Source organism: Paenibacillus xanthanilyticus, assembly GCF_042682185.1.
GTDB classification, from domain to species: Bacteria; Bacillota; Bacilli; order Paenibacillales; family Paenibacillaceae; genus Paenibacillus_Z; species Paenibacillus_Z xanthanilyticus.
On the sequence record NZ_JBHUHA010000001.1, the window covers coordinates 961,844 to 985,600 of the forward strand.

General features: G+C 58.4%; 27 protein-coding genes. 5 read left to right on the top strand and 22 right to left on the bottom strand.

Annotated features, from left to right (window positions below):
* Positions 1-3 precede the first annotated feature (3 nt).
* The 9 genes from ACFSKT_RS04075 to ACFSKT_RS04115 all read right to left on the bottom strand — a co-directional run bounded on the left by ACFSKT_RS04075 (position 4) and on the right by ACFSKT_RS04115 (position 8,728).
* Positions 4-453: a phage tail protein gene (locus tag ACFSKT_RS04075; RefSeq protein ID WP_377720522.1), complete on the bottom strand. Its 450-nt coding sequence runs from the start codon at positions 451-453 to the stop codon at positions 4-6.
* 8 nt (positions 454-461) lie between these two features.
* Complete coding sequence (locus ACFSKT_RS04080; protein WP_377720645.1) at positions 462-701, bottom strand: DUF6760 family protein; 240 nt, start codon at positions 699-701, stop codon at positions 462-464.
* On the bottom strand, positions 656-1,033 hold the full coding sequence (locus tag ACFSKT_RS04085; protein ID WP_377720523.1) for a phage tail assembly protein: 378 nt from the start codon (positions 1,031-1,033) through the stop codon (positions 656-658). The genes ACFSKT_RS04080 and ACFSKT_RS04085 overlap by 46 nt, the downstream gene beginning before the upstream one ends.
* Positions 1,034-1,157: 124 nt before the next feature.
* Complete coding sequence (locus ACFSKT_RS04090; RefSeq protein WP_377720524.1) at positions 1,158-1,592, bottom strand: phage tail protein; 435 nt, start codon at positions 1,590-1,592, stop codon at positions 1,158-1,160.
* A gap of 58 nt (positions 1,593-1,650) precedes the next feature.
* Complete coding sequence (locus ACFSKT_RS04095) at positions 1,651-3,390, bottom strand: phage tail sheath family protein (protein ID WP_377720525.1); 1,740 nt, start codon at positions 3,388-3,390, stop codon at positions 1,651-1,653.
* Between the two features lie 174 nt (positions 3,391-3,564).
* Positions 3,565-4,350, bottom strand: coding sequence for a hypothetical protein (locus tag ACFSKT_RS04100; RefSeq protein WP_377720526.1), 786 nt, complete (start codon positions 4,348-4,350; stop codon positions 3,565-3,567).
* A gap of 1 nt (position 4,351) precedes the next feature.
* Entirely contained in the window at positions 4,352-4,930 is a 579-nt protein-coding gene (locus ACFSKT_RS04105) for a Pvc16 family protein (protein WP_377720527.1), read from the bottom strand.
* A 134-nt stretch (positions 4,931-5,064) separates the two neighbouring features.
* Complete coding sequence (locus ACFSKT_RS04110) at positions 5,065-7,203, bottom strand: ATP-binding protein (protein ID WP_377720528.1); 2,139 nt, start codon at positions 7,201-7,203, stop codon at positions 5,065-5,067.
* Between the two features lie 124 nt (positions 7,204-7,327).
* Complete coding sequence (locus ACFSKT_RS04115; RefSeq protein ID WP_377720529.1) at positions 7,328-8,728, bottom strand: hypothetical protein; 1,401 nt, start codon at positions 8,726-8,728, stop codon at positions 7,328-7,330.
* A gap of 178 nt (positions 8,729-8,906) precedes the next feature.
* On the opposite strand from ACFSKT_RS04115, the gene sdaAB reads away from it, so the two are divergent.
* Positions 8,907-9,641: an L-serine ammonia-lyase, iron-sulfur-dependent subunit beta gene (gene sdaAB, locus ACFSKT_RS04120; RefSeq protein WP_377720530.1), complete on the top strand. Its 735-nt coding sequence runs from the start codon at positions 8,907-8,909 to the stop codon at positions 9,639-9,641.
* Entirely contained in the window at positions 9,638-10,516 is an 879-nt protein-coding gene (gene sdaAA, locus ACFSKT_RS04125) for an L-serine ammonia-lyase, iron-sulfur-dependent, subunit alpha (protein ID WP_377720531.1), read from the top strand. Before sdaAB ends, sdaAA begins: the two co-directional genes overlap by 4 nt.
* A 41-nt stretch (positions 10,517-10,557) precedes the next feature.
* Here the strand turns inward: sdaAA and ACFSKT_RS04130 are convergent, their stop codons facing one another.
* From ACFSKT_RS04130 to tdh, 3 genes are all read right to left on the bottom strand, one after another.
* Entirely contained in the window at positions 10,558-11,145 is a 588-nt protein-coding gene (locus ACFSKT_RS04130; protein ID WP_377776304.1) for a metallophosphoesterase family protein, read from the bottom strand.
* Positions 11,146-11,431: 286 nt separating this feature from the next.
* A complete protein-coding gene (locus tag ACFSKT_RS04135) occupies positions 11,432-12,610 on the bottom strand; it encodes a glycine C-acetyltransferase (RefSeq protein WP_377720533.1) in 1,179 nt (392 codons plus the stop codon).
* Complete coding sequence (gene tdh, locus ACFSKT_RS04140) at positions 12,585-13,694, bottom strand: L-threonine 3-dehydrogenase (protein WP_377720534.1); 1,110 nt, start codon at positions 13,692-13,694, stop codon at positions 12,585-12,587. Before tdh ends, ACFSKT_RS04135 begins: the two co-directional genes overlap by 26 nt.
* Before the next feature lie 182 nt (positions 13,695-13,876).
* Between tdh and ACFSKT_RS04145 the strand changes: the two genes are divergently transcribed.
* A complete protein-coding gene (locus tag ACFSKT_RS04145) occupies positions 13,877-14,437 on the top strand; it encodes a helix-turn-helix domain-containing protein (protein WP_377720535.1) in 561 nt (186 codons plus the stop codon).
* Positions 14,438-14,560: 123 nt separating this feature from the next.
* On the opposite strand, the gene ACFSKT_RS04150 is transcribed toward ACFSKT_RS04145, so the two are convergent.
* The 10 genes from ACFSKT_RS04150 to ACFSKT_RS04195 all read right to left on the bottom strand — a co-directional run bounded on the left by ACFSKT_RS04150 (position 14,561) and on the right by ACFSKT_RS04195 (position 22,803).
* On the bottom strand, positions 14,561-15,577 hold the full coding sequence (locus ACFSKT_RS04150; protein WP_377720536.1) for a S66 family peptidase: 1,017 nt from the start codon (positions 15,575-15,577) through the stop codon (positions 14,561-14,563).
* Between the two features lie 38 nt (positions 15,578-15,615).
* A complete protein-coding gene (locus ACFSKT_RS04155; protein ID WP_377720537.1) occupies positions 15,616-16,944 on the bottom strand; it encodes a DRTGG domain-containing protein in 1,329 nt (442 codons plus the stop codon).
* A 170-nt stretch (positions 16,945-17,114) separates the two neighbouring features.
* A complete protein-coding gene (locus ACFSKT_RS04160; protein WP_377720538.1) occupies positions 17,115-17,315 on the bottom strand; it encodes a hypothetical protein in 201 nt (66 codons plus the stop codon).
* Between the two features lie 44 nt (positions 17,316-17,359).
* Entirely contained in the window at positions 17,360-17,551 is a 192-nt protein-coding gene (locus ACFSKT_RS04165) for a hypothetical protein (protein ID WP_377720539.1), read from the bottom strand.
* Positions 17,552-17,768: 217 nt separating this feature from the next.
* Complete coding sequence (gene wrbA / locus ACFSKT_RS04170) at positions 17,769-18,371, bottom strand: NAD(P)H:quinone oxidoreductase (RefSeq protein ID WP_377720540.1); 603 nt, start codon at positions 18,369-18,371, stop codon at positions 17,769-17,771.
* Positions 18,372-18,643: 272 nt separating this feature from the next.
* Positions 18,644-19,429 (bottom strand): DeoR/GlpR family DNA-binding transcription regulator, encoded by a 786-nt coding sequence (locus ACFSKT_RS04175; RefSeq protein ID WP_377720541.1) that lies wholly within the window; start codon positions 19,427-19,429, stop codon positions 18,644-18,646.
* A gap of 141 nt (positions 19,430-19,570) precedes the next feature.
* Positions 19,571-20,569 carry a cation diffusion facilitator family transporter gene (locus tag ACFSKT_RS04180; RefSeq protein ID WP_377720646.1) on the bottom strand — a complete coding sequence of 333 codons (999 nt, stop codon included), beginning with the start codon at positions 20,567-20,569 and terminating at the stop codon, positions 19,571-19,573.
* Positions 20,570-20,970: 401 nt separating this feature from the next.
* On the bottom strand, positions 20,971-21,627 hold the full coding sequence (locus ACFSKT_RS04185) for a DNA-3-methyladenine glycosylase family protein (protein WP_377720542.1): 657 nt from the start codon (positions 21,625-21,627) through the stop codon (positions 20,971-20,973).
* Positions 21,624-22,169 carry a methylated-DNA--[protein]-cysteine S-methyltransferase gene (locus tag ACFSKT_RS04190; RefSeq protein WP_377720647.1) on the bottom strand — a complete coding sequence of 182 codons (546 nt, stop codon included), beginning with the start codon at positions 22,167-22,169 and terminating at the stop codon, positions 21,624-21,626. Before ACFSKT_RS04190 ends, ACFSKT_RS04185 begins: the two co-directional genes overlap by 4 nt.
* Complete coding sequence (locus ACFSKT_RS04195; protein ID WP_377720543.1) at positions 22,117-22,803, bottom strand: bifunctional transcriptional activator/DNA repair enzyme AdaA; 687 nt, start codon at positions 22,801-22,803, stop codon at positions 22,117-22,119. The genes ACFSKT_RS04190 and ACFSKT_RS04195 overlap by 53 nt, the downstream gene beginning before the upstream one ends.
* Positions 22,804-23,012: 209 nt before the next feature.
* Here ACFSKT_RS04195 and ACFSKT_RS04200 point away from each other — a divergent pair, with 209 nt between their 5' ends.
* On the top strand, positions 23,013-23,318 hold the full coding sequence (locus ACFSKT_RS04200; protein WP_377720544.1) for an antibiotic biosynthesis monooxygenase family protein: 306 nt from the start codon (positions 23,013-23,015) through the stop codon (positions 23,316-23,318).
* Complete coding sequence (locus ACFSKT_RS04205) at positions 23,315-23,683, top strand: globin family protein (protein WP_377720545.1); 369 nt, start codon at positions 23,315-23,317, stop codon at positions 23,681-23,683. The genes ACFSKT_RS04200 and ACFSKT_RS04205 overlap by 4 nt, the downstream gene beginning before the upstream one ends.
* The last annotated feature ends 74 nt before the right edge of the window (positions 23,684-23,757 follow it).

A 23,757-nucleotide genomic window follows, 5' to 3' on the forward strand; every position in this document is an offset into this window, starting at 1 on the left:
CGTTTATTTCGTCTTGAAAATCGTCTTCAGTCCGTTATGCACCAACTCGATCGTCTCGACGGCGATATCGCTCTGGGACGCGTTCAAGTCGGGGCCGCTCCAGCGAACCGGATACGCCTCAAAAAAATTCCATCGGCACATTTCATCGCCGTCCAGCTGCTGCAAAATGACCGAGCCGCTCTTGCGCACGATCCTCCCGTTCATCGCCTGCGCGTACCAATCCCACAGCTCGCTCGATTGGGACATGCCGCGCTTGAGGATGATCGGCGAATACTTGACCGATCTCGGAATTCGGTGCACGTACCCGTTCACGCCGCCTTCCCGGAACTCCTCGGTCTCGATCTCGGCCGACAATCCCGTCACCTCGCTGAAGCCGCCGACCAGCATGCCGTCCAATTCTACCCAGAAGCGGAACACGCCGCCGTAAGGTACTCTCTCCGTTAACGCGCTCAACCTGCCCGTCACCTCTTCTTGAAGACGTCGAACACGTTCACCTTGTCTTCATCATCGTTGAGCCTCCGGTTAATGCGCGAAATTTCTTCGCACCAACGCCGCCGTTCCCGGTGCTCCATATTCATAATGTCATCATGCGGCCAATGGAAATAATATGCGATGAACCCCGCTTCCTCGTACAGCTTCTCGATCGGATAGCCCGTTAAAGGCTTTCCGCTGCGGACAAAAAATCGATGTCCACCTCGAATTCATGCTCGCATTTCGGACAAGCGGTATGCACCTTCGGCGCTTCCATGTCGTTGATGGAACGGTATAGATTTTGCAGGAAAGCCAAGTCCGCCGTGAACAGGCGCTCGATCACCTTCGTGTCGATATGCTTCAGATCGCCAAGCCGCGTCACGACGCGAGCCAGAAGAATAACCGTCAAATAGCCCGGGTTCTGCTGTACTCTCGGATCGCGCATCGGCAAAATTTCATCGGCCGCCGTGGCCAGGCGCATGACGCCGCGTTTGTGAAGATTGCCTTGGTCGTCCACGAATCCGCGCGGCAGTTCGAATGGATATTCCGTTTGAAACGCCATCGTAATCCCTCCATATTTTGACTGCAAATCTGCTAAAGCGGAAAACAAGAGATGACGCAAGCGCGCAATCGACGCCTCGCCATCCCTTGTTCCCTAACCATGATCGTGTTGTAAGACTTCAAGATTAAGCCGTGCGCGTCATGCCCTCATGCGCAAGCTCGACGAATTCGATCGCCACTTCGGAGCCCGTACCGTTGAAGCTTGGCGCCGAGTATTTCACCGGCCATGCTTCGATAACCTGCCAAGTCGCGACGTCGCCGCCCTCTTCGTCAATCGCGATGATCGTGACCGTCTTCCGTTCAACCGTGCCTTCAATGCACGCCTGCATCCAATCGAACAAATCGAGGGAATCCGTCGCGCCCCACTTCAGCGTGATGTTGCCGTATTTCGCCAAGCCCGGAAGCTTGCGCGGGGTGATGACTTCGTTGCCTTCCCGGTATTCGATCACGTCGAGCGATGCTTCAAAACCGGATACTTCGCTAAAGCCCGCTTGTTGGATGCCTTCCATCTCTACGCGGAACCTAAAATTGCGGTATGGATCATTACGTTCGCCTGGCATGGATATCCCCTTCCATTCATATATACTGCTAATCTATGCCGTCTTAGCGGCCATTCTATTATTCGGAGCCGGTCTTCTGCGTGATCCGGAAGACGACGAATTCGGCCGGTTTGACCGGCGCGACGCCGATTACGCAAATCAAGCGTCCGTTGTCGATGTCGTCTTGGGTCATCGTCTCGCGGCCGATGTTAATGTAGAACGCTTCTGCCGGCGAGTTGCCCATCAGCGCGCCATCGCGCCATACGCGGGTAAGGAAGGCGTCGATCGTCCGCTGCACGCGAGCCCACAGCTGGTCATTGTTCGGTTCGAAGACGACCCAGCTCGTGCCGTTCTTGATCGACTCCTCGATGAAGATGAACAGACGGCGTACGTTGACGTATTTCCAAAGCGAGTTGGACGAACACGTGCGCGCGCCCCAGATGCGGATGCCTTGGCCCGTGAAGCTGCGGATCAGGTTCACGCCGGCCGGATTGAGGATATCCTGCTCGCCGTTGTTGTATTGCACTTCCAAACCGACGACGCCGCGAAGCACTTCGTTCGCCGGCGCCTTCTGCACGCCGCGCGTCTGGTCGGAACGGGAGTAGATACCCGCGACCGTACCGGATGGCGGAATGAAGATGTTGCGCTTGTCGAGCGGATCGAACACCTGCAGCCATGGATTGTACATCGCGCAGTAGCTGGAGTCGAAAATATTGCGGTGCGTCAGCACGTCCGCAACCTTCGTTTTCTCCCGCGGAATGTCGAGAATCGCGAATCGGCTGCCGAGGTTCTCGCAGTGCGCCACGAGCTGCACTTGCACGTTCGGATCGGTTACGCCCGGAATCGCCATGATGCTGACGACGTCGTTGTCGATGAAGGACTGGATGCCGGTACGACGGCCTGGGCCGTTATCCTCGCCTACGAAATCCGACGCGGACAGGCTTGCGACCGAACCGTCGCTGCCGCCGCCGAACACGATGTCGTATTTGCCGGCCGCTTCCGGAAGACCGCTGATGACCGTGAACGGAGGCACCGCTTCTTCGGCGTCCGTGCTCAGATCGGCCGCGTTCAACAGACCGGAACGTTCCATCACTTTCACGATATGGTTCGCCGCAGCCGCATTGAGCGACATTTTGTCGAAGCTCTCGGCTTCGTTGCCGCAGAAGATGTTCAAGGTTACTTCGCATGTCGACAGCACTTTGGCCGGGAGCAGCGAGTTGTCCACGACTTCGAGTCCGCCCTCAAGCGGCTTCTCGAGCTCAATGAGGTTATCCTGCGAGGACACGACGCGGTTGTATTGCTTGCCCGCCGCATCGTCGAACGCGACGATATCGCCCGCGTTGAAGCCGGCATTGCTCTTCACGCGGTAGCGTTTGGACGCTTCAGGTTCGCCGATGATTTCGAAGATTTGCGTCTTCGCCTTGCTGGCCGGAAGCAATTCAGCCCGGATTTGGTCTCCCCATGCGCCAGGGTTCGTCGCGGAGAGCGACAGCACGCCGGCTTCGGCGGAGGTGTTGACCGATGCGCGAGCATCTTTGGGCGCCACGCGCATGACGAAGCACCGCGAGCCGCCGTTCATGAAGAATTGCTCTACTGCATATGCCAAGAAACGATAGGGGCCGAACGCATTCTCCGAGAGATAGGATCCGAACAAACGTTTGAATTCCGCAAAGCTGGTGACAAGCTCGGGCAAGCCTTCGGTCGCTCCCCGTTGAGCCAATCCGATAAAGCCGGCCGTGCTCGTGCTGGCGCCTTGCAAGGGCCGAGCACCGCTCTCAAATTCTTCCACATACACGCCAGGCGACAAATATTCTGCCATGATCCCCGGTTTCGCTGATCCTGCGCGTCCCGCCGACCGAATGGGGTTTGCGGTAAACAGGGGCGAAACCAGTTCCTCCTCCCGTTTGGTTATATAAGATAAACTGATGCACGCTGCCGTAACAGGCACGGTCCGGCATCAATGAACCTTTCGTTATTGGCACTGCTCGCTTGCTTAAACCTCAAGACGGATCTCCGCCTGATTCAAAACGGAAGGTTTGAGGGTAATACCAATGGGAGTCTGTGAAGCTATGTTCGGAAAGCGTAAAAAAATATCGAATGGCGAATTCGGCATCGGTGGCCTGAACGCCAGCCAAAGCCTTCCTCGTTCATCCGTCAACAGCTTCAGATGAGGCAGCAGTTGATCGCCGCGATTCGCATCAGTCGCCAGCGGACGTTCAAGTGCGTACTTGCGGACGCCGTCCCGATGCTCCAGAATCCGAACGACCTGTCCAGGGGTATTGTCGCGGCCGGATAATCGGAGATAATCGCCGACGCCGATCGCGCCGTTCTTCAGGACTTCGATCTCGCGCGAGCCGCTTACTGCATCCCCAACCAGCCTGCCGCGCGACGCTTGCGCAAACGCGATGTCCACCTCTACAAGAGAGCCGGTCAGCGGCGCGCCCGAGCGGTCCGTAACGACCGCATCCAATATCGTCGTCCCGACAGGCAGCGGATAAGCGCTTCCGGGAAACAACGATATCGCAACGACCGGTTCCAGCGGAGACAGCTCGTCCAACCGAATGCGCGTCTTCTGCCGCCGGTATACCGCGGAATCGATGATAACGGTTACTTCCGGACCCGTGAGATCCGTAAAGATCCACATGCCGTCCGGCTTGGCGATTGGTTTGCGCGCCGAATCTTCAACCGATAAGTGTACCGCCGAGGATGCCGGCGGACGACCGGTAAATCCGTCGCTCAGCCGAATGACAAGGGAGCAGCGCGTGGTCATCGTTCGCATGCTATTCTCCTTTGTCCCGGACGCGGATTTGACGTTCGACGACCCGCGTGGTCGGCTTGAGCTTAGTCGACTCGATATATACCGGGCCGATCCGAAGCGGGATCGACAACTTCTGCGGCAAGCTGCCGAAATTCCACACGCCGTTCAAGGCATCCGGCGTCATCGGGTCCATCGTGATGCGCAGCTCCTCGCCCCTCTCGGCCAACGAGCCGGTCAAGTATGGCGCGCGTAAAACGGCATTGTCGTGCAGCACCTGCAGCGCCTTGCCGAGAATCCGGTGTTCGTCGAGCGTTCGTGATTGCAGATCTGCACTCGAATATGGCGTTAGCAAATAATAGAGATCCAGCGCGAGCGGCGGGAATTGCAGCATGCCGCTGCCGCTTGCGATAAATTCCGTTCGCCGGCCTTCCGAGCTTTCTGCCACCCGGTAGAGATACAGGGATAAGGATAAATCGCCTTTGTCTGCCGGCGAAGCCATGCCGATTAACTCGGGATGGGTGACCGGCTCGGGCGACATCGCTTCCCGGAGCAGCGCCAGAAGCGAGGCGCCGGCTTCCGCGATCACGGCGTAGGTGGCCAATAGGATCCCTCCATCTATCCGGCGCGGGACCAGTCCGGCCGGGCACTTCGAATATGCAGCTTATTCCATTCTCCTATTATAGCTTCTCTAGGAACATCTGACTACGCAATTTTACAAGATTCGACTTGACCGGATCAGAAGAAACCTTCCCATTCTCCGGGCAGCAGTATTTTGCCGGTTTTCTTTAGCTCTTGCCGCGCCGCGGCGACCAATTCCCGCATCCCGAGCGGGTTTCCGGCGGATGCCGCCATGAAGGCTGCCGTCACGACGATGTTTTTGATGCTGCCTCCCGCGACCTCGATTTTGCGTCCGAGCAATTCGAAATCGACATCATTCGACAATGGCGTGGAGGTTGGGACCATCGAACTCCACAAGCGCGCGCGATGCTCGGCATCCGGGAACGGAAACTTGATCACCAAGCTAAGCCGGCGCATAAACGCATCGTCCATGTTTTGCTGGAAATTAGTAGCTAGTATCGAAATGCCGTCATATTCCTCCATCTGCTGCAGCAAATAGGCGGTCTCTACGTTTGCGTACTTATCGTGCGCGTCCTTCACTTCCGAGCGCTTGCCGAATATCGCGTCGGCCTCGTCGAAGAAGAGGATCGCGTGCGAGCGCTGCGCTTCGTCGAAGATGACCCGCAAGTTTTTCTCCGTCTCGCCGATGTATTTGCTGACGATTTGGGACAAGTCGATTTTGTACGCTTCCATGTTAAGCTCGCTGGCCATCACTTCGGCAGCCATCGTCTTGCCCGTGCCAGGCGGTCCTGCGAACAGCATGCTGACTCCCTTGCCATACGACAGCTTCCGCTCGAACCCCCATTTGCCGAATACTTCGCCCCGGAAGCGCATCATCGCGCTGGCTTGCCGGAGCATGTCCAGCTGTTCTTCCGGCAGGACGAGATCCGACCATCGATAACGGGGGTTCAGCCTGCGGGCTTTGTCGCCCATCCGATGATGCGCCTGCGCTCTTGCGCCTTGCTCGTAATGCCCCGCCGCGGCTTCGACGCTGTCCAATCGCGCCGTTTGGGCGGCACGCTCGACAGATCGGCGTATGAGCCCCGGGGTGAACCGATACTTGGCGGCAAGCGCTTCGGCGTCTTGTTCATTCAGCCCCTCGGCATTCATCCATAGACGCTGCCGCAGCATTAGATCCGGAACGGCCAGCTCCGCCTGCAGCACCGCCGTCCCCTCCTCTGCGGGGAGCGCGTCCGCACCTCGCGGCGACAAGGTAAGCCAGAAGACCGGATACGGGTAGTCGCGCGTCCAGGCGAGCAGCTTCTCGCAGCCGGCATCCTCCTCGCTCCCCGGCGATTCCGGCTCCAGCGCGATGACCGCGCCAGCAAGTCGCGCTTCGCGGAAGAAGCGATGCAGCAGTTGGTTCGTCTCGGCAGTCCACTTGCTCGCCGGTTGAAGCCGCAACCTGAACGCCGGCTTGCCCAGCTTTGCTGCAAGCAGGGCTGCATGCGTCTTCTTCCCCGCGCCATCGCCGCCCCAGAGATGAATCAGCATCGGTCCGGCCGGTCGGCCAGCCTCGTTCATCCGTACGAAATGCAGCAGCTTCGCCTGCAGCTCTTCAACTTCCAGCAGCGGCCATTCGATTGGCACCGTCAGCGGCTTGGCATACGGGGACAACCTAGGGTCGAATTCGGACGTGCCTAGCAAATACGAGACGATGCGCGAATCGAGCCGAAGCGGCTTGGACAGTATGCCGGCCGAACGCTCGCCCTCCTCCATGATCCATTTCATCAAAGGACGCTCTTCCTCGAAAGCGACGCGCGCCGCGTACTGTCCGGCTTCGTTCCCGCCGAACAGCTTCAGCGCCAGATCGACCGTCGGATGCTTGCACGTCACGTCGTCCTGCAGGTAACCGAATAGCTTCTCGTACTTGCGGTTCAACTCGGGCGCGAGCGCCAACAAGACGCATTGCCGTTCGAAGGCCAGCAGTCCGAACCGCCCGGCGAGCGCAAGCAGCGGCAGCGGCCGGTGTTCGGACAGATTGGCGGCTAAGCGGGCGTCGATCTCGCTCCGCCGCTGCTGGATGCTTCGCTGGCGGTCTGCCAGCGAGGCGCTCAGCTCCATGTCATCGGCCGATTCGTTCAATAGACGCGCGACCTCCTCTTCGGTGACGAGCAGTCCGCGCATCGGGTCGAACGGGTTATCGCGTTCGAGTTCGATCCGGCAATCCAAGCGAAACTGTATTAAGGCGTCGAGCAGCATGAGCTCGTCCCGCCAATGCTCGTAGCCGTTAATATAGGGAGTTAAAGCCGTCATGCGATGTCGCTCCTATCGGGTTCATGTTCCATGCAGCTGTAAGTTGTCCAGCATAAAGAAAGGAGCGTACCATGTGATTACGCTCCTTCTCCGTGCCATGGGCCGCCTAAACGGCCTGCCGGCGTCATCGTTTGCGTTTGCCGCGCGGAAGCGCGATCATCAGGTCGTTCTCCAGGGCGTTCCATGTCACGGACATCGCAGCGAGCGTCTGCTCGTGCGTCAAATAATTGTGCATGAGACTCGCGTCGTTCACGATCAGCTGGCCATCGGCCAAAAACTGATTCGCTCTGACTATCAGCGGCGCTCTAAGCGCTGCGAAAGCCGGGTTGTTAATAAAGTGATTCACCCGGTCGACGTGCTCTTGCGCCCGCTGCTGGATGCTGTCCTCAATCCGTTCGTAGTCATTGTTCCGATGGAGCGGATAGTTGCCTTGGCTGAAGAGGGTAGGCCCGGTTAACGTCCAATTGTTCCTATCTTTGCGCAGGGGCGCGGTATCGCCGTGTTTGTTATCGAATTCGTACTCTTGAATTTGGACATCCAAGCTGGTCGGCAGCGAGCTCTCGGGTCCGACCGTATCGTCGCGTCCCCCCGGATACGTCGCGGTCACGTGGTAGCGGAGCACTTTATTCTCGCCGAGCACCGCTTGCTTGGCGCGCTTCTCGAAATTCGACTCCATCAGCCGGTTCGCGGTGGCGGAGATCGGCGCCAAATTCTCGACCGCGTCGCCTTTGCCGTGAAGGTGGTGGTTCAGCAAATGTCCGGCGATATACGTCGCTTGACCGCCTGTGAGCGCGTTGACCGCCTGCAGCAGCGGGCTTCGGGCTCCCGCTTGCGGCTCCGTGCCGCGAAGCGCGCCGGGGTTGACGGAGACGACCGCGTCGACGCTGCGGCCGTCTGCGCTCGCAACCGTGCCTCCCCTGCCATTGGAAATCGTGCGATTGACCGAATTCCATACCGCCGTCGATGCCGGTCTGGCCTGCGCCCCAGTCTGGCCGCCGTATTCGTCGCCAGGCAAACTTTCCATTAATACGGACAGCTCGGTCAGCCGGCTCTCGACCTCGTCTCCGTCTTGCGGCCGCCAAGCCGCCCATGCCCCTCTCGGGGCGATGCCGCGGTCAATCTCTTCCGCCAAGTCGCATGCCCGCTGGTAATCTGCTTTTTGCTGCACGGAGCCGTTGTCGTCGATCCATTCCCGAATCCGTTCCAGATGCTGCCCGAGCGGCGTCGGTTCGCTGCGCATGACAAGCCGCCAGCCCTCGCCTTCTTGTTCGATGCAGAGCGTGTGGCTTTCCTTGTCGAACGTCTGGAAAGGCTGACGGAGCGCTTCCGGCTCGATGGCATCGCCTGTTCGAATATCCGCGCCGCCTTGCATCTTTCTGCCTGACTCGTCCGCGGCAAGCAATTGCCGCAAGCCTTGATTGCCGAGCTTGCGCTGCAGCAGATGAAGGCCGCTTGCCTGGTTGCGATGTCGATTCGAGGAAACCTGTTTCTCATCCGGCCGAGCCGGCGCGTGCTGTCTGATCATCTTCGCATATTCACATCCGGCATCATAATCATAAATTTATTATAAGGCGCGCCAAATCGAGCTGTAAATTGATTTTGTTGCAGGTTGTCTGCTTCATTTCGAATATGGTTAGCCTTATATTGAGAAGGTAAGCTTCCATGTTTCCTTATCAGTCATGGACGAGGATAGGTGAGCGCAATTGCGGTTTAAAGACGTGTTCTCCATTATTGGACCGGCCATGATCGGTCCTTCAAGCTCGCATACGGCAGGCGCCGCGCGAATCGGCCGGTTCGCCCGGCAGTTGTTCGGATCCGCGCCGGAAGAAGCCGACATCACCTTCTACGGGTCGTTCGCCGCCACGTACGAAGGCCATGGCACCGACATCGCCATCGTCGGCGGCCTGCTGGACTGGCAGACGGACGATCCTCGCATTCCGCAATCGCTGCAGATCGCGGAGGAGCAAGGCATCGCGGTCTCGTTCCGCGAAGGGCGTGGCGCATTCTCGCATCCGAATACAGCGAAGCTGCTGCTCCGATCCCCATCCGGCGGCAAGACTCGCGAGCTTGCCGTCATCGGCACGTCGATCGGCGGCGGCAATATCGAAATTACGGCCATTGACGGCTTCAGCGTCAAATTAACCGGCATTTATCCGACGCTCGTCATTCGACATAAAGATTGGACCGGCGTCGTCGCAAGCGTGACGGACGTCATGCGTCGCAGCCGGACCAATATTGCGTTCATGTCGGTCGACCGCAAAGGCAGAAGCGGCGATGCGCTTACCGTGATGGAGTTGGATTCCCCCATAACCGAAGCTTTGATCGCGGAGATCGGACAGATCGAAACGGTCAGCGCGGTGCATATCGTGAATTTGCAGGAGGCCGCTTCGGACGAGAATAACGGCGGCACGACGACCACCAGGGAGGAACAACGATGAATTTTCGCAATTTAGACGAACTAACCGCGTTATGCGAAAGTCGCGAACTGTCGATCGGCAAGCTTATGCTCGAGGAACAAAGCGCGGAGTCGGGACGCGACGCCGGCTTGGAATTCCGCACGATGGCCGATTACTATCGCATTATGAAGGAAGCGGTGCAGCGCGGCTTGACTGAAGATACGACCTCCCGCAGCGGCTTGACCGGCCGGGATGCGCAGCGCGTCATGGCATTCGGACAAAGCGGCGAACTAAGTCTCGGCGAGCATGCGGGGAACGCGATGGCCTACGCGCTGGCGGTATCGGAGATCAACGCCTCGATGGGGCGCATTATCGCGACGCCGACCGCCGGCTCGTGCGGCATTATTCCCGGCGTATTCGTCAGCTGCCAGGAGCGCTTCGGCTGGAGCGACGAGCATATGGTGTACGGCTTGTTCGCGGCGGGCGCGATCGGCTATGTCATCGCCAACAATTCCTTCGTCTCCGGGGCGGAAGGCGGCTGCCAGGCCGAGGTGGGGTCGGCGATCGGCATGGCGGCGGGCGCGCTCGTCGAGCTGCGCGGCGGCACGCCGAAGCAGGCGGTGCACGCGGTCGGTCTCGCGCTGAAAAACACGCTCGGCCTGATCTGCGATCCCGTCGGCGGGCTCGTCGAAATTCCTTGCATCGTCCGCAACGGCTTTGGATCGGTCACCGCGCTGGCGGCGGCTGATATGGCGCTGGCCGGCGTGCGCAGCGTCATTCCGTCCGACGAGGTTATCCAGGTAATGCTCGAGGTCGGCTCGGCGATGCCGGAGAAGCATCGCGAGACGGCCGGCGGCGGCTTAGCCCAGACGCCGACGGGCAAGGCGATCATGTCGCAGCTGAGGAAGAAGAAATAAACGCGCGAACCCCCGCTGCCGTTAATGGCAGCGGGGGTATTTTACACCTCCAGCAAGTGATAGCCGAACCCGTTCACGATCGTCGTATCCTTATACTGACGCACGCGCGCATTCCGACCATAATTCAGATGCTGATGTCCGTGCACCATATAGCGAGGACGATATTGATCCAAGAACGATACGAAGCTCTCGAATCCCCGGTGGCAAAGATCCTCGCCATCCCCGAGCTTATAAGCCGGAGCATGCGTAACGAGGAGATCTACGCCGCCCTTCAACCACAGCTTGGGCTTCTGTTTGGCGATCCTCCACCGCATTTGACGCTCCTTATATTGATGTTCGCCCGGACTGTAGCGGAAGCTGCCGCCAAGACCGAGAATGCGAAGGCCTTTGAACGTGACGAGCCGATCCTCGATGCAATCGCAGCCTTCCGGCGGCATCTGGCCATACGTCGTGTCATGATTGCCGTGAACATAGAACAACGGCGCGTGGATCATGCTGACCAGGTAGGATAAGTACGAAGCCTTCAGATCGCCGCAGGAGAGGATGAGCTCCACATCCTTGAACCGCGCCGGGTCGAAGTGGTCCCAAATGTATTTCGATTCTTCGTCGGCCACGATTAAAATCTTCATAATCCCCTCTCCTTCGTCCGTTCAATTGACCCTAATCGTATCTATTTCTATTGTGAATTGATAGGCCTCGTCATCAATCGGTTGCGCTTAGCCCACATTGTAACTGAACCACAGCGGTCATGCTCAAATTTTTGCCAGCTGTCCCTCAACTGCTTGCCGCCCCATTGCGCCCCTATCCAAAATAATCGGACGCAAAAAAAGGCCAAATCCCCTCTTAGGGCGGATTTGGCCTTCGCTTTGATACCATTCAGCGTCATATGAACAACGCATTAAACCTAAATTGACCTTATTGCAGAATGCCAAGCTTACGGCCCGCGCGCTCCAGCGCGCCAACCACCGTATCGAGCTGCTCGCGCGTATGCTGCGCGGTGACGATGAACCGGACGCGGCCCTTATCGTAAGCGACGGTCGGGAACACGATGCCTTGCGCGAACACGCCCTCTTGCAGCAGCGCGTCGGAGAACGCCATCGAATCGGCCGGACTGCCGACGATGACCGGAATGATCGGCGTCTCGCTCGCGCCGGTGTCGAAGCCAAGCGCCTGTACCTTCCCGCGGAAATAGGCCGCATTGTCCCACAGCTTCTCGATCAGCGCCCCGCTCTCCCGAAGCAGCCCGATCGCGGCGAGCGCGGTGGCCGCCACCGCCGGCGTCTGCGACGTGCTGAACAGGAACGGTCTCGCCTTATGAATCAGGTAATCCTTCACCACCGCGTCGCAAGCCACGTAGCCGCCGACGGCGCCAACCGCTTTCGATAGCGTGCCGATCTGAATATGGACTCTGCCGTGCAAGCCGAAATGATCGGTCGTGCCTTTGCCGTTCTTGCCGAGCACGCCGCTGGCATGGGCGTCGTCGACATAGACGAACGCGTCGTACTTCTCCGCTAATTCCACGATCGCCGGCAGCGGCGCGATGTCCCCGTCCATGCTGAACACGCCGTCCGTAATAATGTACCGATTCCGGTAGCCGGCGCTTTCCTTCAATGCCTGCTCCAGCTGTTCCATATCCTTGTGGGCGTAAATTTTGCGCGCCGCCTTGGTCAGCCGGATGCCGTCGATGATGCTGGCGTGATTCAGCTCGTCGCTGATGACCACGTCTTCCGCGCCCACGAGCGACGCGATCACGCCTTGATTGGCCGTGAAGCCCGATTGAAAGACAAGCGCGGCCTCCGTTCCTTTGAACTTGGCCAGCTCTTCCTCGAGCTTGGCGTGGATATCGAGCGTGCCGGCGATCGTGCGGACGGAACCGCTGCCGACGCCATACTGCTCGGTCGCCGCGATCGCCGCTTCGCGCAGCGCCGGATGACCCGCCAGTCCGAGGTAGTTGTTCGACGACAGCTGAATGAGCGCTCTGCCGCCGAGCGTCATGGTCGCCGCCGCTCCGCTCTCCCATACCGTAAGCGGACGGTAGCGTCCCTCTTCCTTCAGCTGCTGCAGCTCGTCATACAACCGGTTCCAATTGGCCATGGTTCGTCTCCTCTCCCTGCAAGCTCGCGCTGACGGGTTTCTTATCGTGATTGAAAATGATTTTGGCGCACTGGCCCGATGCCATCAGATCGAAGCCATACTCGTAGTCGTGCAGCGCCATCCGATGCGTGATGATCGGCGTCAAATCGATACGGCGCTGGTTGAGCAGCCCTTTCAGCTGATACCAGGTCTGGTACATCCGGCGGCCGGTGATGCCTTCGATCCGCAGCCCTTTGAAAATAATGTGCTTCGACAAATCGAGCGACACGGACTGCGTCGGGATGCCCAACAGCGATACGCGCGCCGCCGGCGCCGCCGATTCAAACGCGCTCTGAATCGCGCCGGGATGGCCGGACATCTCGAGAATGATCTCGGCGCCTTCGCCCTTCGTATACTCCGCGACCGCTTCGGTCATCGAGGCTGTTCGGGTGTTGATCAGGTAATCGGCGCCCATCCGCTCCGCCAGCTGCAGGCGATAAGGATTGATGTCCGCCGCCATCACGATCCCCGCGCCGCTCGCCTTCGCGACCGCGACGGCCATGAGACCGATCGGACCGGTGCCGACGACGAGCACGGATTTGCCGACGATATCGCCCGCGAGCACCGTCTGCACCGCGTTGCCGAGCGGATCCTGCAGACAGGCCAGCTCGTAAGGCAAATCCGGCTCATTATGAATCACGTTCGTCGCCTTTACGACCGCATATTCGGCAAAGCAGCCCGGCGCGGTAATGCCGAAGCTGCGCGTGTACTGGCATACATGGGCGTTGCCCGTCCGGCAAGCTTTGCACACGCCGCATACGATGTGCCCTTCCGCCGAGATATAGTCGCCACGCTTCACATGCGTGACCCGGCTGCCGACCTCTTCGACGATCCCCGCGAATTCGTGGCCGAACACGTTCGGCGTTACCACGTTCTTCTCCGCCCATGCATCCCATTGATAAATATGCACGTCCGTCCCGCAAATTGAAGACGCTTTCACACGAACAAGCACCTCGTCGGGGCCGCATTCCGGCACCGGCACATTCATGAGAACGGCTCCCGGGGCCCGCTTGTCTTTGACCAAGCCGATCATCGTCGCGCCCATATTTTTACGCCTCCTGTGCACGCCTATTGATTGTTATATTAAACCATCTGTGCGCTATATTATATCTTCCATACATTACATTATACACATGTGCGTTATATTGTACATAGGATCCTAAAAAAATGTTACATCCGCTGTTCGATCGTTTATAATGAAACCATCATTCTTGAAGGAGAACCGTCATGGAGCACGAACAAATTCACAAGAAAATCGGCAAAAACCTGCAAGCGATCCGCAAGTCCCGCTCGCTCAGCCTGGATCAGACGGCGGAGCTGACCGGGGTGAGCAAGGCGATGCTCGGTCAGATCGAACGCGGCGACACGAACCCGACCATCTCGATATTATGGAAAATCGTCAATGGTCTCCATATTTCCTTCACGCAGCTGATCGAGGACAACGAATCGGTCGCCAAAGTGTACCGGTTCGAGGACGTCGAGCCGTTCGTCGAAGAGGATGGCCATTATCGGGCGTTCCCGATCGTGCCGTACGAGCAGCAGAAGCGGTTCGAGATTTATACCGTCGAGATGGAACGCGGCATTATCCATAACTCCGAAGCCCACTTCGAGGGCGTCGAGGAATATCTGCTCATGATGAGCGGCGAGCTGCGCGTCCACATCCAAGACGAAGTGTTCGAGCTGCGTGCCGGAGATGCCCTTCACTTCGCTGCGGATCAGCCCCATCGCTACGAGAATATCGCGGACCAGAAGACGGTGTACCACTCGATTATTTGCTATCCGTTGTAAGTGAAACGCCGTATGGTCGGCAGAGAACACAAAAACTGGCGCCGGTTCGTCCGGCGCCAGTTTTTGCTGCAGCGTTTATGATCGGTTGAGCGACCTTTCTTCCAAAATCGCGATTTCCCGACGTCAAGCCTCGAAGAACTGCGTTACGACCGCTTTCCCTTCCTGCGCCTCGATCTCTGCCCGCGCCCCATTCACGAACGTCATCTGCGGCGGAACATGACCGCAATCCACGTCGTACAACACCGGCACGCCCAGCTCTTCGGCCAGCTCCAGGTAGAGATCTTCGACCGTATATCCTTCGGTCGGTCGGTTCGCTTCGCTTCGCCCAAACAGCAGGCCGCCGCAATGATCGAACCATCCCGCCAGCTTCATCTGCACGAGCGAACGCCGCAGATCCGCCGTCGACAGCTCGCAATTCTCCAAATACCAGATGAGCGGTTCCCCGTTCAAATGCGTCTCCCGGAACCGCTTCACATCCCCGTACGGCGTACCGATCAGGTGGCGCATGACGTCGATGCAGCCGCCGAGCAGCCTTCCGCTCATTCGGATGCTTCCTCCGCCGACCGTCTTCCAGCGCGTCGGTTCCGTAAGATGAAAGACGCACGGCGTCGGATTATCATGATCCCAGGCCAGCTGATACAACGGTGAAGACAATTGACGGACCGACTCCCCGCTGCGCGTGGCGAGTACCGTCTCCCACATGCCGGTCGTCTCGTCGGCGTATTCCCCTCTGGCATCGACAAGATTCGCGCCGTGGGCCGTGGCCAGACCGGTCATCAGCGTCACGGCCAGCAGCAGCACGCTCGTATCGGAATAGCCTAAGATCCATGTGGGCTTAATCGCCTCGTAGTCGATCCGATCGACAACCTCGATCAGCAGCTCACCGCCCCAAGGCGGAAAAATCAACGACAATCGCGCATCCTGCAGCATCGCGTTCAACTCGGTCGCGCGAACGTCCGCTGGAGCGGATTTGGCCTTGCGCTGCGTCCAGACCGTATCGCCGACGACAAGCCGGTAGCCCTTCGCTTCCAGGCGTGCGCACGCTTGCTTGACCAGTCCATGCAGCTCCGGCTGCACGCCGGAGGACGGTGCCGTCACGCCGATGGTTGCCCCCGCTGTCAGTAACGGATATCGAATCATGCCATCCCTTCCTTTCGTGCTTGCGATTCCGAGTCGAACTACGTTTCGAACAGACGCGCCGTTACGATTGCTTGGGCTGCAAGTCGCGTCTCGAGATACACCTCCACGCTCACTTTGCAGAAGCGCCGGCTGGATTCTACAACAGTCGGCGCCAGTCTCAGGCTGCTGTCAATCTCGATCGGCAGAAAATAATGGACGGACATGCTGTCGATGTGCAGATTGCCCCGACGCAAGCCGCTGATCGCCCGTGCGGCCACTTGATTAATCAGACTGGCCAGGATGCCGTCCGATAGGTTGCCGACCGCGTTCGTCATCGTCGCCGCGGCGGTACCGACATAGGCGCTCCTGCCCGCCTCGTCCTTCGTCTCCTTGAACGAGGACCAGATTTGTTCCTCCAGCGTCTCGCCATATTGCGGCTGCAGCTGAATGTTTTGCATGGAGCGCAGCACGTCCTTGCGGCTGATCACGCCCGCGAGACGACCGTCATCGTCCACGACCGGCAGCAGTTCCAGAGATTCCCACACCATCAGGTGTCCGGCCGCGGCGACGGTCGCATGCAAGGTCACCGTATGGGGATTGGACGTCATGAAGCGCGCGATAGGATCGCCGCCAGCCGCCCCGATAACATCTTTCGCCGTGATTACGCCGACCGGACGCATGTCATCATCCACGACCGGGAACCGGTTGTGATTCGTGTCGCCGATTAAGCGCAGCATATCGTTCACCGCATCGCCTCGGGTCAAGTAAGCCAGCTCCCGCTCCTCCTCCAGCAGGTCGCCGACCAGCGCGATCTGCTTCTTGATCATCTTATCCGAGATGGCGCGGTTAATTAGTGTCGCGACGGTGAAGGTATCGTAGCCGCTGCCGATAATCGGAAGCCCCAGTTCGTCGGCCAATGCCACGACGCTGTCCGCCGCTTGAAACCCGCCCGTGATCAGCACGCCGGCTCCGAGCTGAAGCGCGCTCTCGTGCGCCTTTTCCCGGTTGCCCACAATAAGCAGGTTGCCCGGTTCGATATAACGGACCATGGCCTCTAGCTGCATGGCGCCGATGACGAATTTGTTCAGCGCCTTATGCAATCCCGCTCGTCCGCCCATCGCTTGGCCGTCAACGATGTTGACGATTTCCGCGAACGTCAGCTTGTCGATCTCGATCGGCTGCTTCTGTTCGATGCGGAATGTGCCGGCGCGTTCCTTCGTGCTGACGATGCCCCGGTTCTCGGCGTCCTTGATCGCCCGGTAGGCCGTTCCCTCGCTGACGTCAAGCTCCTGCGCGACTTTGCGGACGGAGATCCGCGAGCCGACCGACAGTTCGGCGATGTATTGGATAATTTGCTCGTGTTTCGTGGAGAACTCCGGGGAACTCATCCCATCCGCCCTTTCGATCCGCTGTTGATCAAATATTGGGACTATTATATAACAGCGGGCAGGCATTTGAAATAAGCAGCACAACCCCCAAACCGAACAACCCCCAACGCCAGCATCCCGAAGGCTGCTTCATTGGGGGCTGGTACCGCATCATCGCCACAGTCGGGAGATCAGTCCGCGAAACGGTAATAATATTGCATCATATAATAATGGGCGCTCGATTTGCCGCTCGCTTCCGAACAAGCCGAGCAAATCAACTCGCTTTGGGGCAGCCGTTCAACAGCCTCCAAGCTGTTCACGGGCATCCGTTCTCCGCAAGAGAAGCAAATTTCGATCGTCTCCAAGATCCGAAATGGTTGATTGTTCGTCATGTGCAAGCATCCCCTTATCGCTACAGTGTGGTCAATCTTCTTCGTTACATGGCTGCCCGCTGTCTCAAGTCGGGTTCGGCGCGTTCAGGCTTCGCCGTCTTGTCATCCCGCGCATTCGATTCGGCAGCCTCTTCTCCATCTTCGAACGCTATATTCAAGAACCATTCGACAAACGCCTGTTCATGGCCGCACCGCTTCTCATCCGGGCCGTAGTCGAGATCGGTCGGACCATCCATTCATTCACCTCCACCGCCCAATCTGTTGTATAACAAGCATCTCTGTTGTTTGTTATTATATAACTGATTCACAACTGTTGCAATACTGTTTTGTGTTTTATTATTATTGTTCTATAACAGCTTCAGTTCCGCGAATGTCAAAAGCCCGAACATGCCTCATGCACGTTCGGGCTTCCTATTAGGTATTCGATCATCGCGCTATCGCGGCGAGCCGTTCTTACCGCTTCACGCGGCCCGCGATATCGACCGTCCGCTTCGCCTGGTGGATGACCGCGGCGCGTACGTCCTCGATCATTTTCCCTTCCTGGTTGACGGTTACGCTTGTCCCATACGGATTGCCGCCGGAGCTGAACGTCACCGGATCGGTGTAGCCCGGACCGGCAATGATGGCGCCCCAATGGTACATCGTCGTGTATAACGACAGAATCGTCGCCTCCTGCCCGCCATGCGCATTCTGAGCCGAGCTCATGGCGCTGACGACTTTGTTGACGAGCTTGCCGTTGAACCACAGGCCGCCCGTCGTATCGAGGAATGCTTTCATCTGCGACGGCACGTTGCCGAATCGGGTCGGCACGCTGAAAATAATCGCATCCGCCCATTCGAGATCGGCTAGCTGAACGACCGGGACGTCCTTGGCCGCCTCTACATGCGCCTTCCAAGCCGGGTTGGAGTCAATCGCGCTCTGCGGCGCGGTCTCCTGAACCTTCAGCACCTTCACCTCCGCGCCCGCTTCCTTCGCGCCTTCCGCGGCCCACTGCGCCAGCTGGTAGTTCGTGCCGGTCGAGCTGTAGTAAATAATGGCCGTGTTCACCTTTGTCATCCTTATCCTCTCCTTCGCGTACACAATTGGATTGTTTCCACGTTTTACTATGGCCAAAGGCGGTTGGACTATACGCCAACCATAGCGCCGCAAGGCGCATTCTCGTGTTTTAATACACGCCTATGCTCATGCGTCAAACATGCCGGGTGCTCGTTCCAATCCAGCCGCATCTCGCAGCGCACGAAAAAAACAGGCCCTGTTAGGACCTGTCGATTGCGATACGTTATAGGGTTTGATTCGTCAGGTATGGATTGGCATGACTGCCGCGAATGCTACTCCGCGCGAATCCACTCCACGTTCAGGCGCGTAAGCTCGCTCTCCCAATCGGACGGTATCGCCGCATCGCTGATAATGATGTCGATGTCTTTGTAATCCGCGATTTTGAACTTCTGGGCGCTGCCGATTTTCGAATGGTCGGTCAACACGACCGTCTGCTTCGCGTTCTCGATCATGCTCGCCATCAGCATGCCGTTCTCCACGTCGAACCCCGTAATGCCGCTCTGAAGCGTAAGGCCGTCGATCGAGAGGAACGCTTTGTCCGCCACGAACATGGAGACGATCTTCTCCGCGATCGGTCCGAATACGCGCGCGTGCTTGCTGCTCACCTTGCCGCCGATGAAATAGATGTCTCCGTCGAACAGCTCTTTATTCCGATAATCCATGAGCAGATGCATTGCCGGAATCGACACGGTCAGAACCGTAAGATTCTTCTTATTGAGCAGGTAGTGGATCATCTGCTGCGAAGTCGTGCCATCGCTGATGAACAGCACGTCGTTGTCCTCGACCAGCGACGCCGCCGCTTTGCCGATCCGCTTCTTCTCCTCCGCATACATCACCTCGCGGCTCAGCTGCGCCGGTTCTTCGCCGAATGCGTTGATCTTGATGGCGCCCCCGTAGACCCGCTTCAGCTTCTTCTCCGCTTCCAGCTCCTCCAAGTAACGGCGGACCGTCTCGGAGGAGACTTGCAGCGCTTCGACGAGCTCGAACGACTTGACTTTACCCTCTAGATTCAGCTTGTTCAGAATATAGTCTTTTCTCTCTTCTCCTATCAATGACAACGCGGGTCCCCCCTTGGCGAAATCTGTCTCTCTATTATAGCGCCGCCGTCATAGAATGTCTGCTGCGCGACTGCCGTAACGCCTGTTCGCCCCAACAGCAAAACGGACCGCTCGCGCAGTCCGTTCCCGATCCGAAGGCGGTCAAACTTTAGCCGCGTTGGGGTTCCAGTTCTTCACGCCGTTATCTTCGATGATGCCAAGGGTGACATCAGCGATGTCGAAGTCCTTCAGCAGGCTGTCCCTCACTTTGAACTTGATGTCGTCCGCGTCGGCGAGCGTCAATCCCGGCTGGAGTTCGATCAACCCTTCGACGTGGTAATACCGGCCTTCCTGCAGGATCCTCATCTGAAAAATATCGGTCACGTGCGGGTTCGAGAAAATGATACGGGCGACCTTATCTTCCACGTCCGGCGGAGCCGATACGCCGATGAGGCCGACCATATTGTCAAAGCCGACGCGGAACGCGACGCCGATCATGAGCAAGCCGATCAGAATCGTCGAGATGCCGTCCAGCAGCGCGAAGCTGGTCAACGACGTCACGATGACGGCGATCAGAGCCAGCAGCGCGCCCGTCGTCGCGACCAAATCTTCATAGAATACGAGTCGCGTCGGCGGCGCGGCTCGTCCGACATTGCGGAACGCCTGTGTCATCACCGCCATGCCCTTCGCTTCGACGCGCGCTTCATGTACGATCTCTTTCATGGCCTTCATCAAGACGTACCCGTCTACGCCGATCGATAAGAGTAGGACGGCCATGTTGAGCCAGAAGCCTTGCGATTCGACCGGATGGGCCAACAGATGGAACCCTTCGCGAATCGTCTCGTACGCCATGACCGTCACGACGATGACGGCGACCATGCAGAACAAGTTGATGACCCTCCCGAAGCCGGCCGGGAATCGCTTCGTTGCCTTCTTCTCGGCCAATACACTGCCCGTGAAGACGAAGGCCTGATTCACCGCGTCGGCGATCGAGTGCATCGTCGACGCGAACATGGCGCCACTGCCAGTCATGACGGCCGCGATGCCTTTGACAATCGCGATGCCGGTATTGCCGATGGCGGCCGTGGCGGACGACGTATTGCCTTTTTTCAATAAATCAATGAAACGGATTGCATGACTACGGCTGCTGTCGGCATCCATAGCGAGAATTTGCCTTCTTGTCATACACAACCATCCTTTCTACGGGCTTACGCTCCCTCGATTTCATAGTTGTAATTAAACCGATTGGCGCCAATCTAGCACACCCGGGTTGCGAGAATGGAAGGGAATGACCAGAGATGCCTATTCCAATCTGCCGATAGAATGGATACACGCCAGAATGGCCAGCAGAAATAGCCCCCGCGGATATTGCCTCGGGAGCGGCTCGGTCAGGCGGAACAGGCCGCTTCATTTGACATCGAAGGACGGGAATGCCTCGTATTCCGTCGAGTTATGCGGTTGCCCAGGAAATATCGCAGCCGGTATTTCCCTTCATGCCGCGCACTGGCGGTATCGGTCTTCGTCGCCTGCGGTTCGATGTTGGCGGATCCAACTATTGGCGATCATGCCTCTGGCTCCTTGTTCCTGCTGCGCGTGCTCGGGACGCTCGCGATTGCCCACAAATAGATCGAGGCGACCGAACCGTACGGCGAGTAACGCGCGCGGTACTCATCGAATTGAGCCTTCGTCAAGTCGGGTTGCCCATAGAGCGTCATCATCCCGCGCCGGATCGCGATGTCGCCCCAGCTGACGACGTCCGGGCGTTCGAGCGAGCCGATGAGCAGCATCTCAGCCGTCCAGCGTCCGATTCCCTTTAATGCCGTTAACAATGCAATGACCTCGTCGTCCGATCGGTCGTTCAGACCGCTTAAGTCGAGTTTGCCGTCAAGCGCAGCGCAGGCTATCCCTTGAATCGCCTCCGCCTTGCGCATCGTCACGCCGCATTCGCGAAGCGCTTCGATGGGAAGCTCCGCCACGCGGCCGGGCGTCATCTCGCCCACTCGCTGCTGCATCCGCAGCCAGATCGCATCCGCCGCCTTGACGGAGATCAGCTGGCCGACGACCGCATGTGCGAGCGCGGCGAACGGATCCGGGATAATCGTACGTTCGATGCGTCCGATCCGCGCGATCGCCTCCCCCAACAGCGGGTCTACCCGCATCAAATGCGTCAGCTCGGCCTCGCCGTAGTCGAAGGCCTTCGTCGCAACGGCCCTCATCATCGGCTGCCGCCATTCGTCGGCATGCGCCGCTCCAGTTCAAGGAGATGGCGTTTCATCGCGAGCCCTCCGCGATAACCGGTCAGCGCCCCGTTCTTGCCGATGACGCGATGGCAAGGGATGCCGATCAGCACCGGATTGGCGCCGATGGCGGTCCCGACGGCGCGGACCGCGTCCGGACGTCCGATGCGCTGCGCGATTTCCGTATACGTGCACGTCTCCCCGTATGGGATCTCCATCAGCGCCTGCCATACCGTCCGCTGGAACGGCGTGCCCATGAAGTCGAATGATAGGGTGAAATTCCCCTGTTCCCCATTCAAATAAGCGATGACTTGCTCTGCATGCGGAGCCATCGCGGCCTCGTCCTTAACCAGGGTGTAGCCGCTCGGGATTGCCCGATTAAGCCCGCGTTCCAGCTCCTCGAAGGAAGCGCCGGGCGAGCCGACGTAGCACAAACCCGACGGATCTGCCGCAAGAAGGAACGCTCCCGGCTCAACGACGATCTGCGTCCACCGGATTGGGGTTGACTTGACTTGCATCGCCATCATCCTTTCCTTTATCTTGTTCGCCATTCTTCATCGCCGTCGTCCGGAATTCGGCCGGCGTCATGCCGGTCTTCCGCTTGAACAGCGTCGTGAAATACGGCACGTTCGGTAATCCGACCTTGGCCGCCACCTCCGCGATGCCAAGCCCGGAACGCGCCAGCAAGCTGCTCGCTTCGGCAATCCGGCGATGCTGAATATATTGGACCGGCGTCTCCCCTTGCAGACGCTTGAACGTGCGATGCATATGGAAGACGCTGCCGTGGCAAATTTGCGAGAGCGACTCGAGCGACAAATCCTCCTGCAGATGCGTATCGATGTAATCGGTTATTTGATGGACCCATTCTTGGTCGGGCAGACGATCGCCAGTCGGCTTGCAGCGCTTGCATGCCCGGAAGCCCGCGCCGGCGGCATCCCGGGCGCTGTCGAATACAACCACGTGGTCGCGCTTCGGTTCCCTGGATTTGCAGGACGGCCGGCAGAAGATGCGCGTTGTCGTCACGGCATAGATGAACGCGCCATTGCTTGCGTTATCGCACGCGATAATCGCTTCCCACTGTTGATCGGACGCCGGCCTTCCCGCCGCGAGCTTATCCCGCCCCCGGCCGTCCAGCCCGCTTCTATTGCTTGTTCGCATCTTCGTCTCACCTCCCTTCCCATTATACCTCCAAAAGCGAACTTATGTACGTTCGGCGGGATGGAAGCGCAAGATTGCGAAAGCCGTCTCTCTTCTCTTCGTCATCCATGCGCTTGTTCATTTCAAACGCTGGTCGCGCCCCTGCTTGACGCTGCGCGCACGCCGCTTGTACCATGAAACTACTTGCCAAACGATGGAGGGAGTCATTTATGTATATCGTGCATACCACATTCGATGTCCCTTTGCACAAGGCGGACGAGGTCATCACCATCTACCAAAATCGATCCAAGATCGTCGACGAAGCGCCGGGCTTCGTCAAATTCCTGCTCCTGCAGAATGAACAGAAGCCGGGCGAATTGACGGTGCATATGGAATGGGCGACCAAGGCGGATTATATGGCCTGTATAACCGGGGAGGCATACAAGCGCATCCAAGCGCTGGAGCGGCAATATCCCGATCCCGAGCTTGCCGGCATTATTCCTGCTTTCAGCAAATATAAGGTGGTGGCGCAATGAATGGACAGCCCGACATCCGGATGTACGACGCCATCATTCGAGAAGTAACGGCCGGGATCTACGAAGCCTACCCCGAGCTGATGGACAAATACGGCGAAGCCGGCAAGCGAAAATGCATCGAAGATAACGAGCATCATTGCCGCTATCTGGAGACGTCGCTCGCGCTGAGGGACGACAAGGTGTTCACGGATTACGCCCTCTGGTTGAACAATTTGCTCCAAAAGCGCGGCATGAGCGCCGATCACGTGATCGACAACTTCGAGCGGATCGCCGCCGCGGTACAGGGACGGATGCCCGACGAGAAGCAGACTCGCATCGCCAGGCTGCTCCAATCCGCCATTCGTTTGCTTCGCGAGGAGCCGTAATAACGTTGCGGATAAAGCCAAAAGCCCCGCTAGCGGAACGCATTCCGCCTGCGGGGCTTGCTTCATTATCAGAT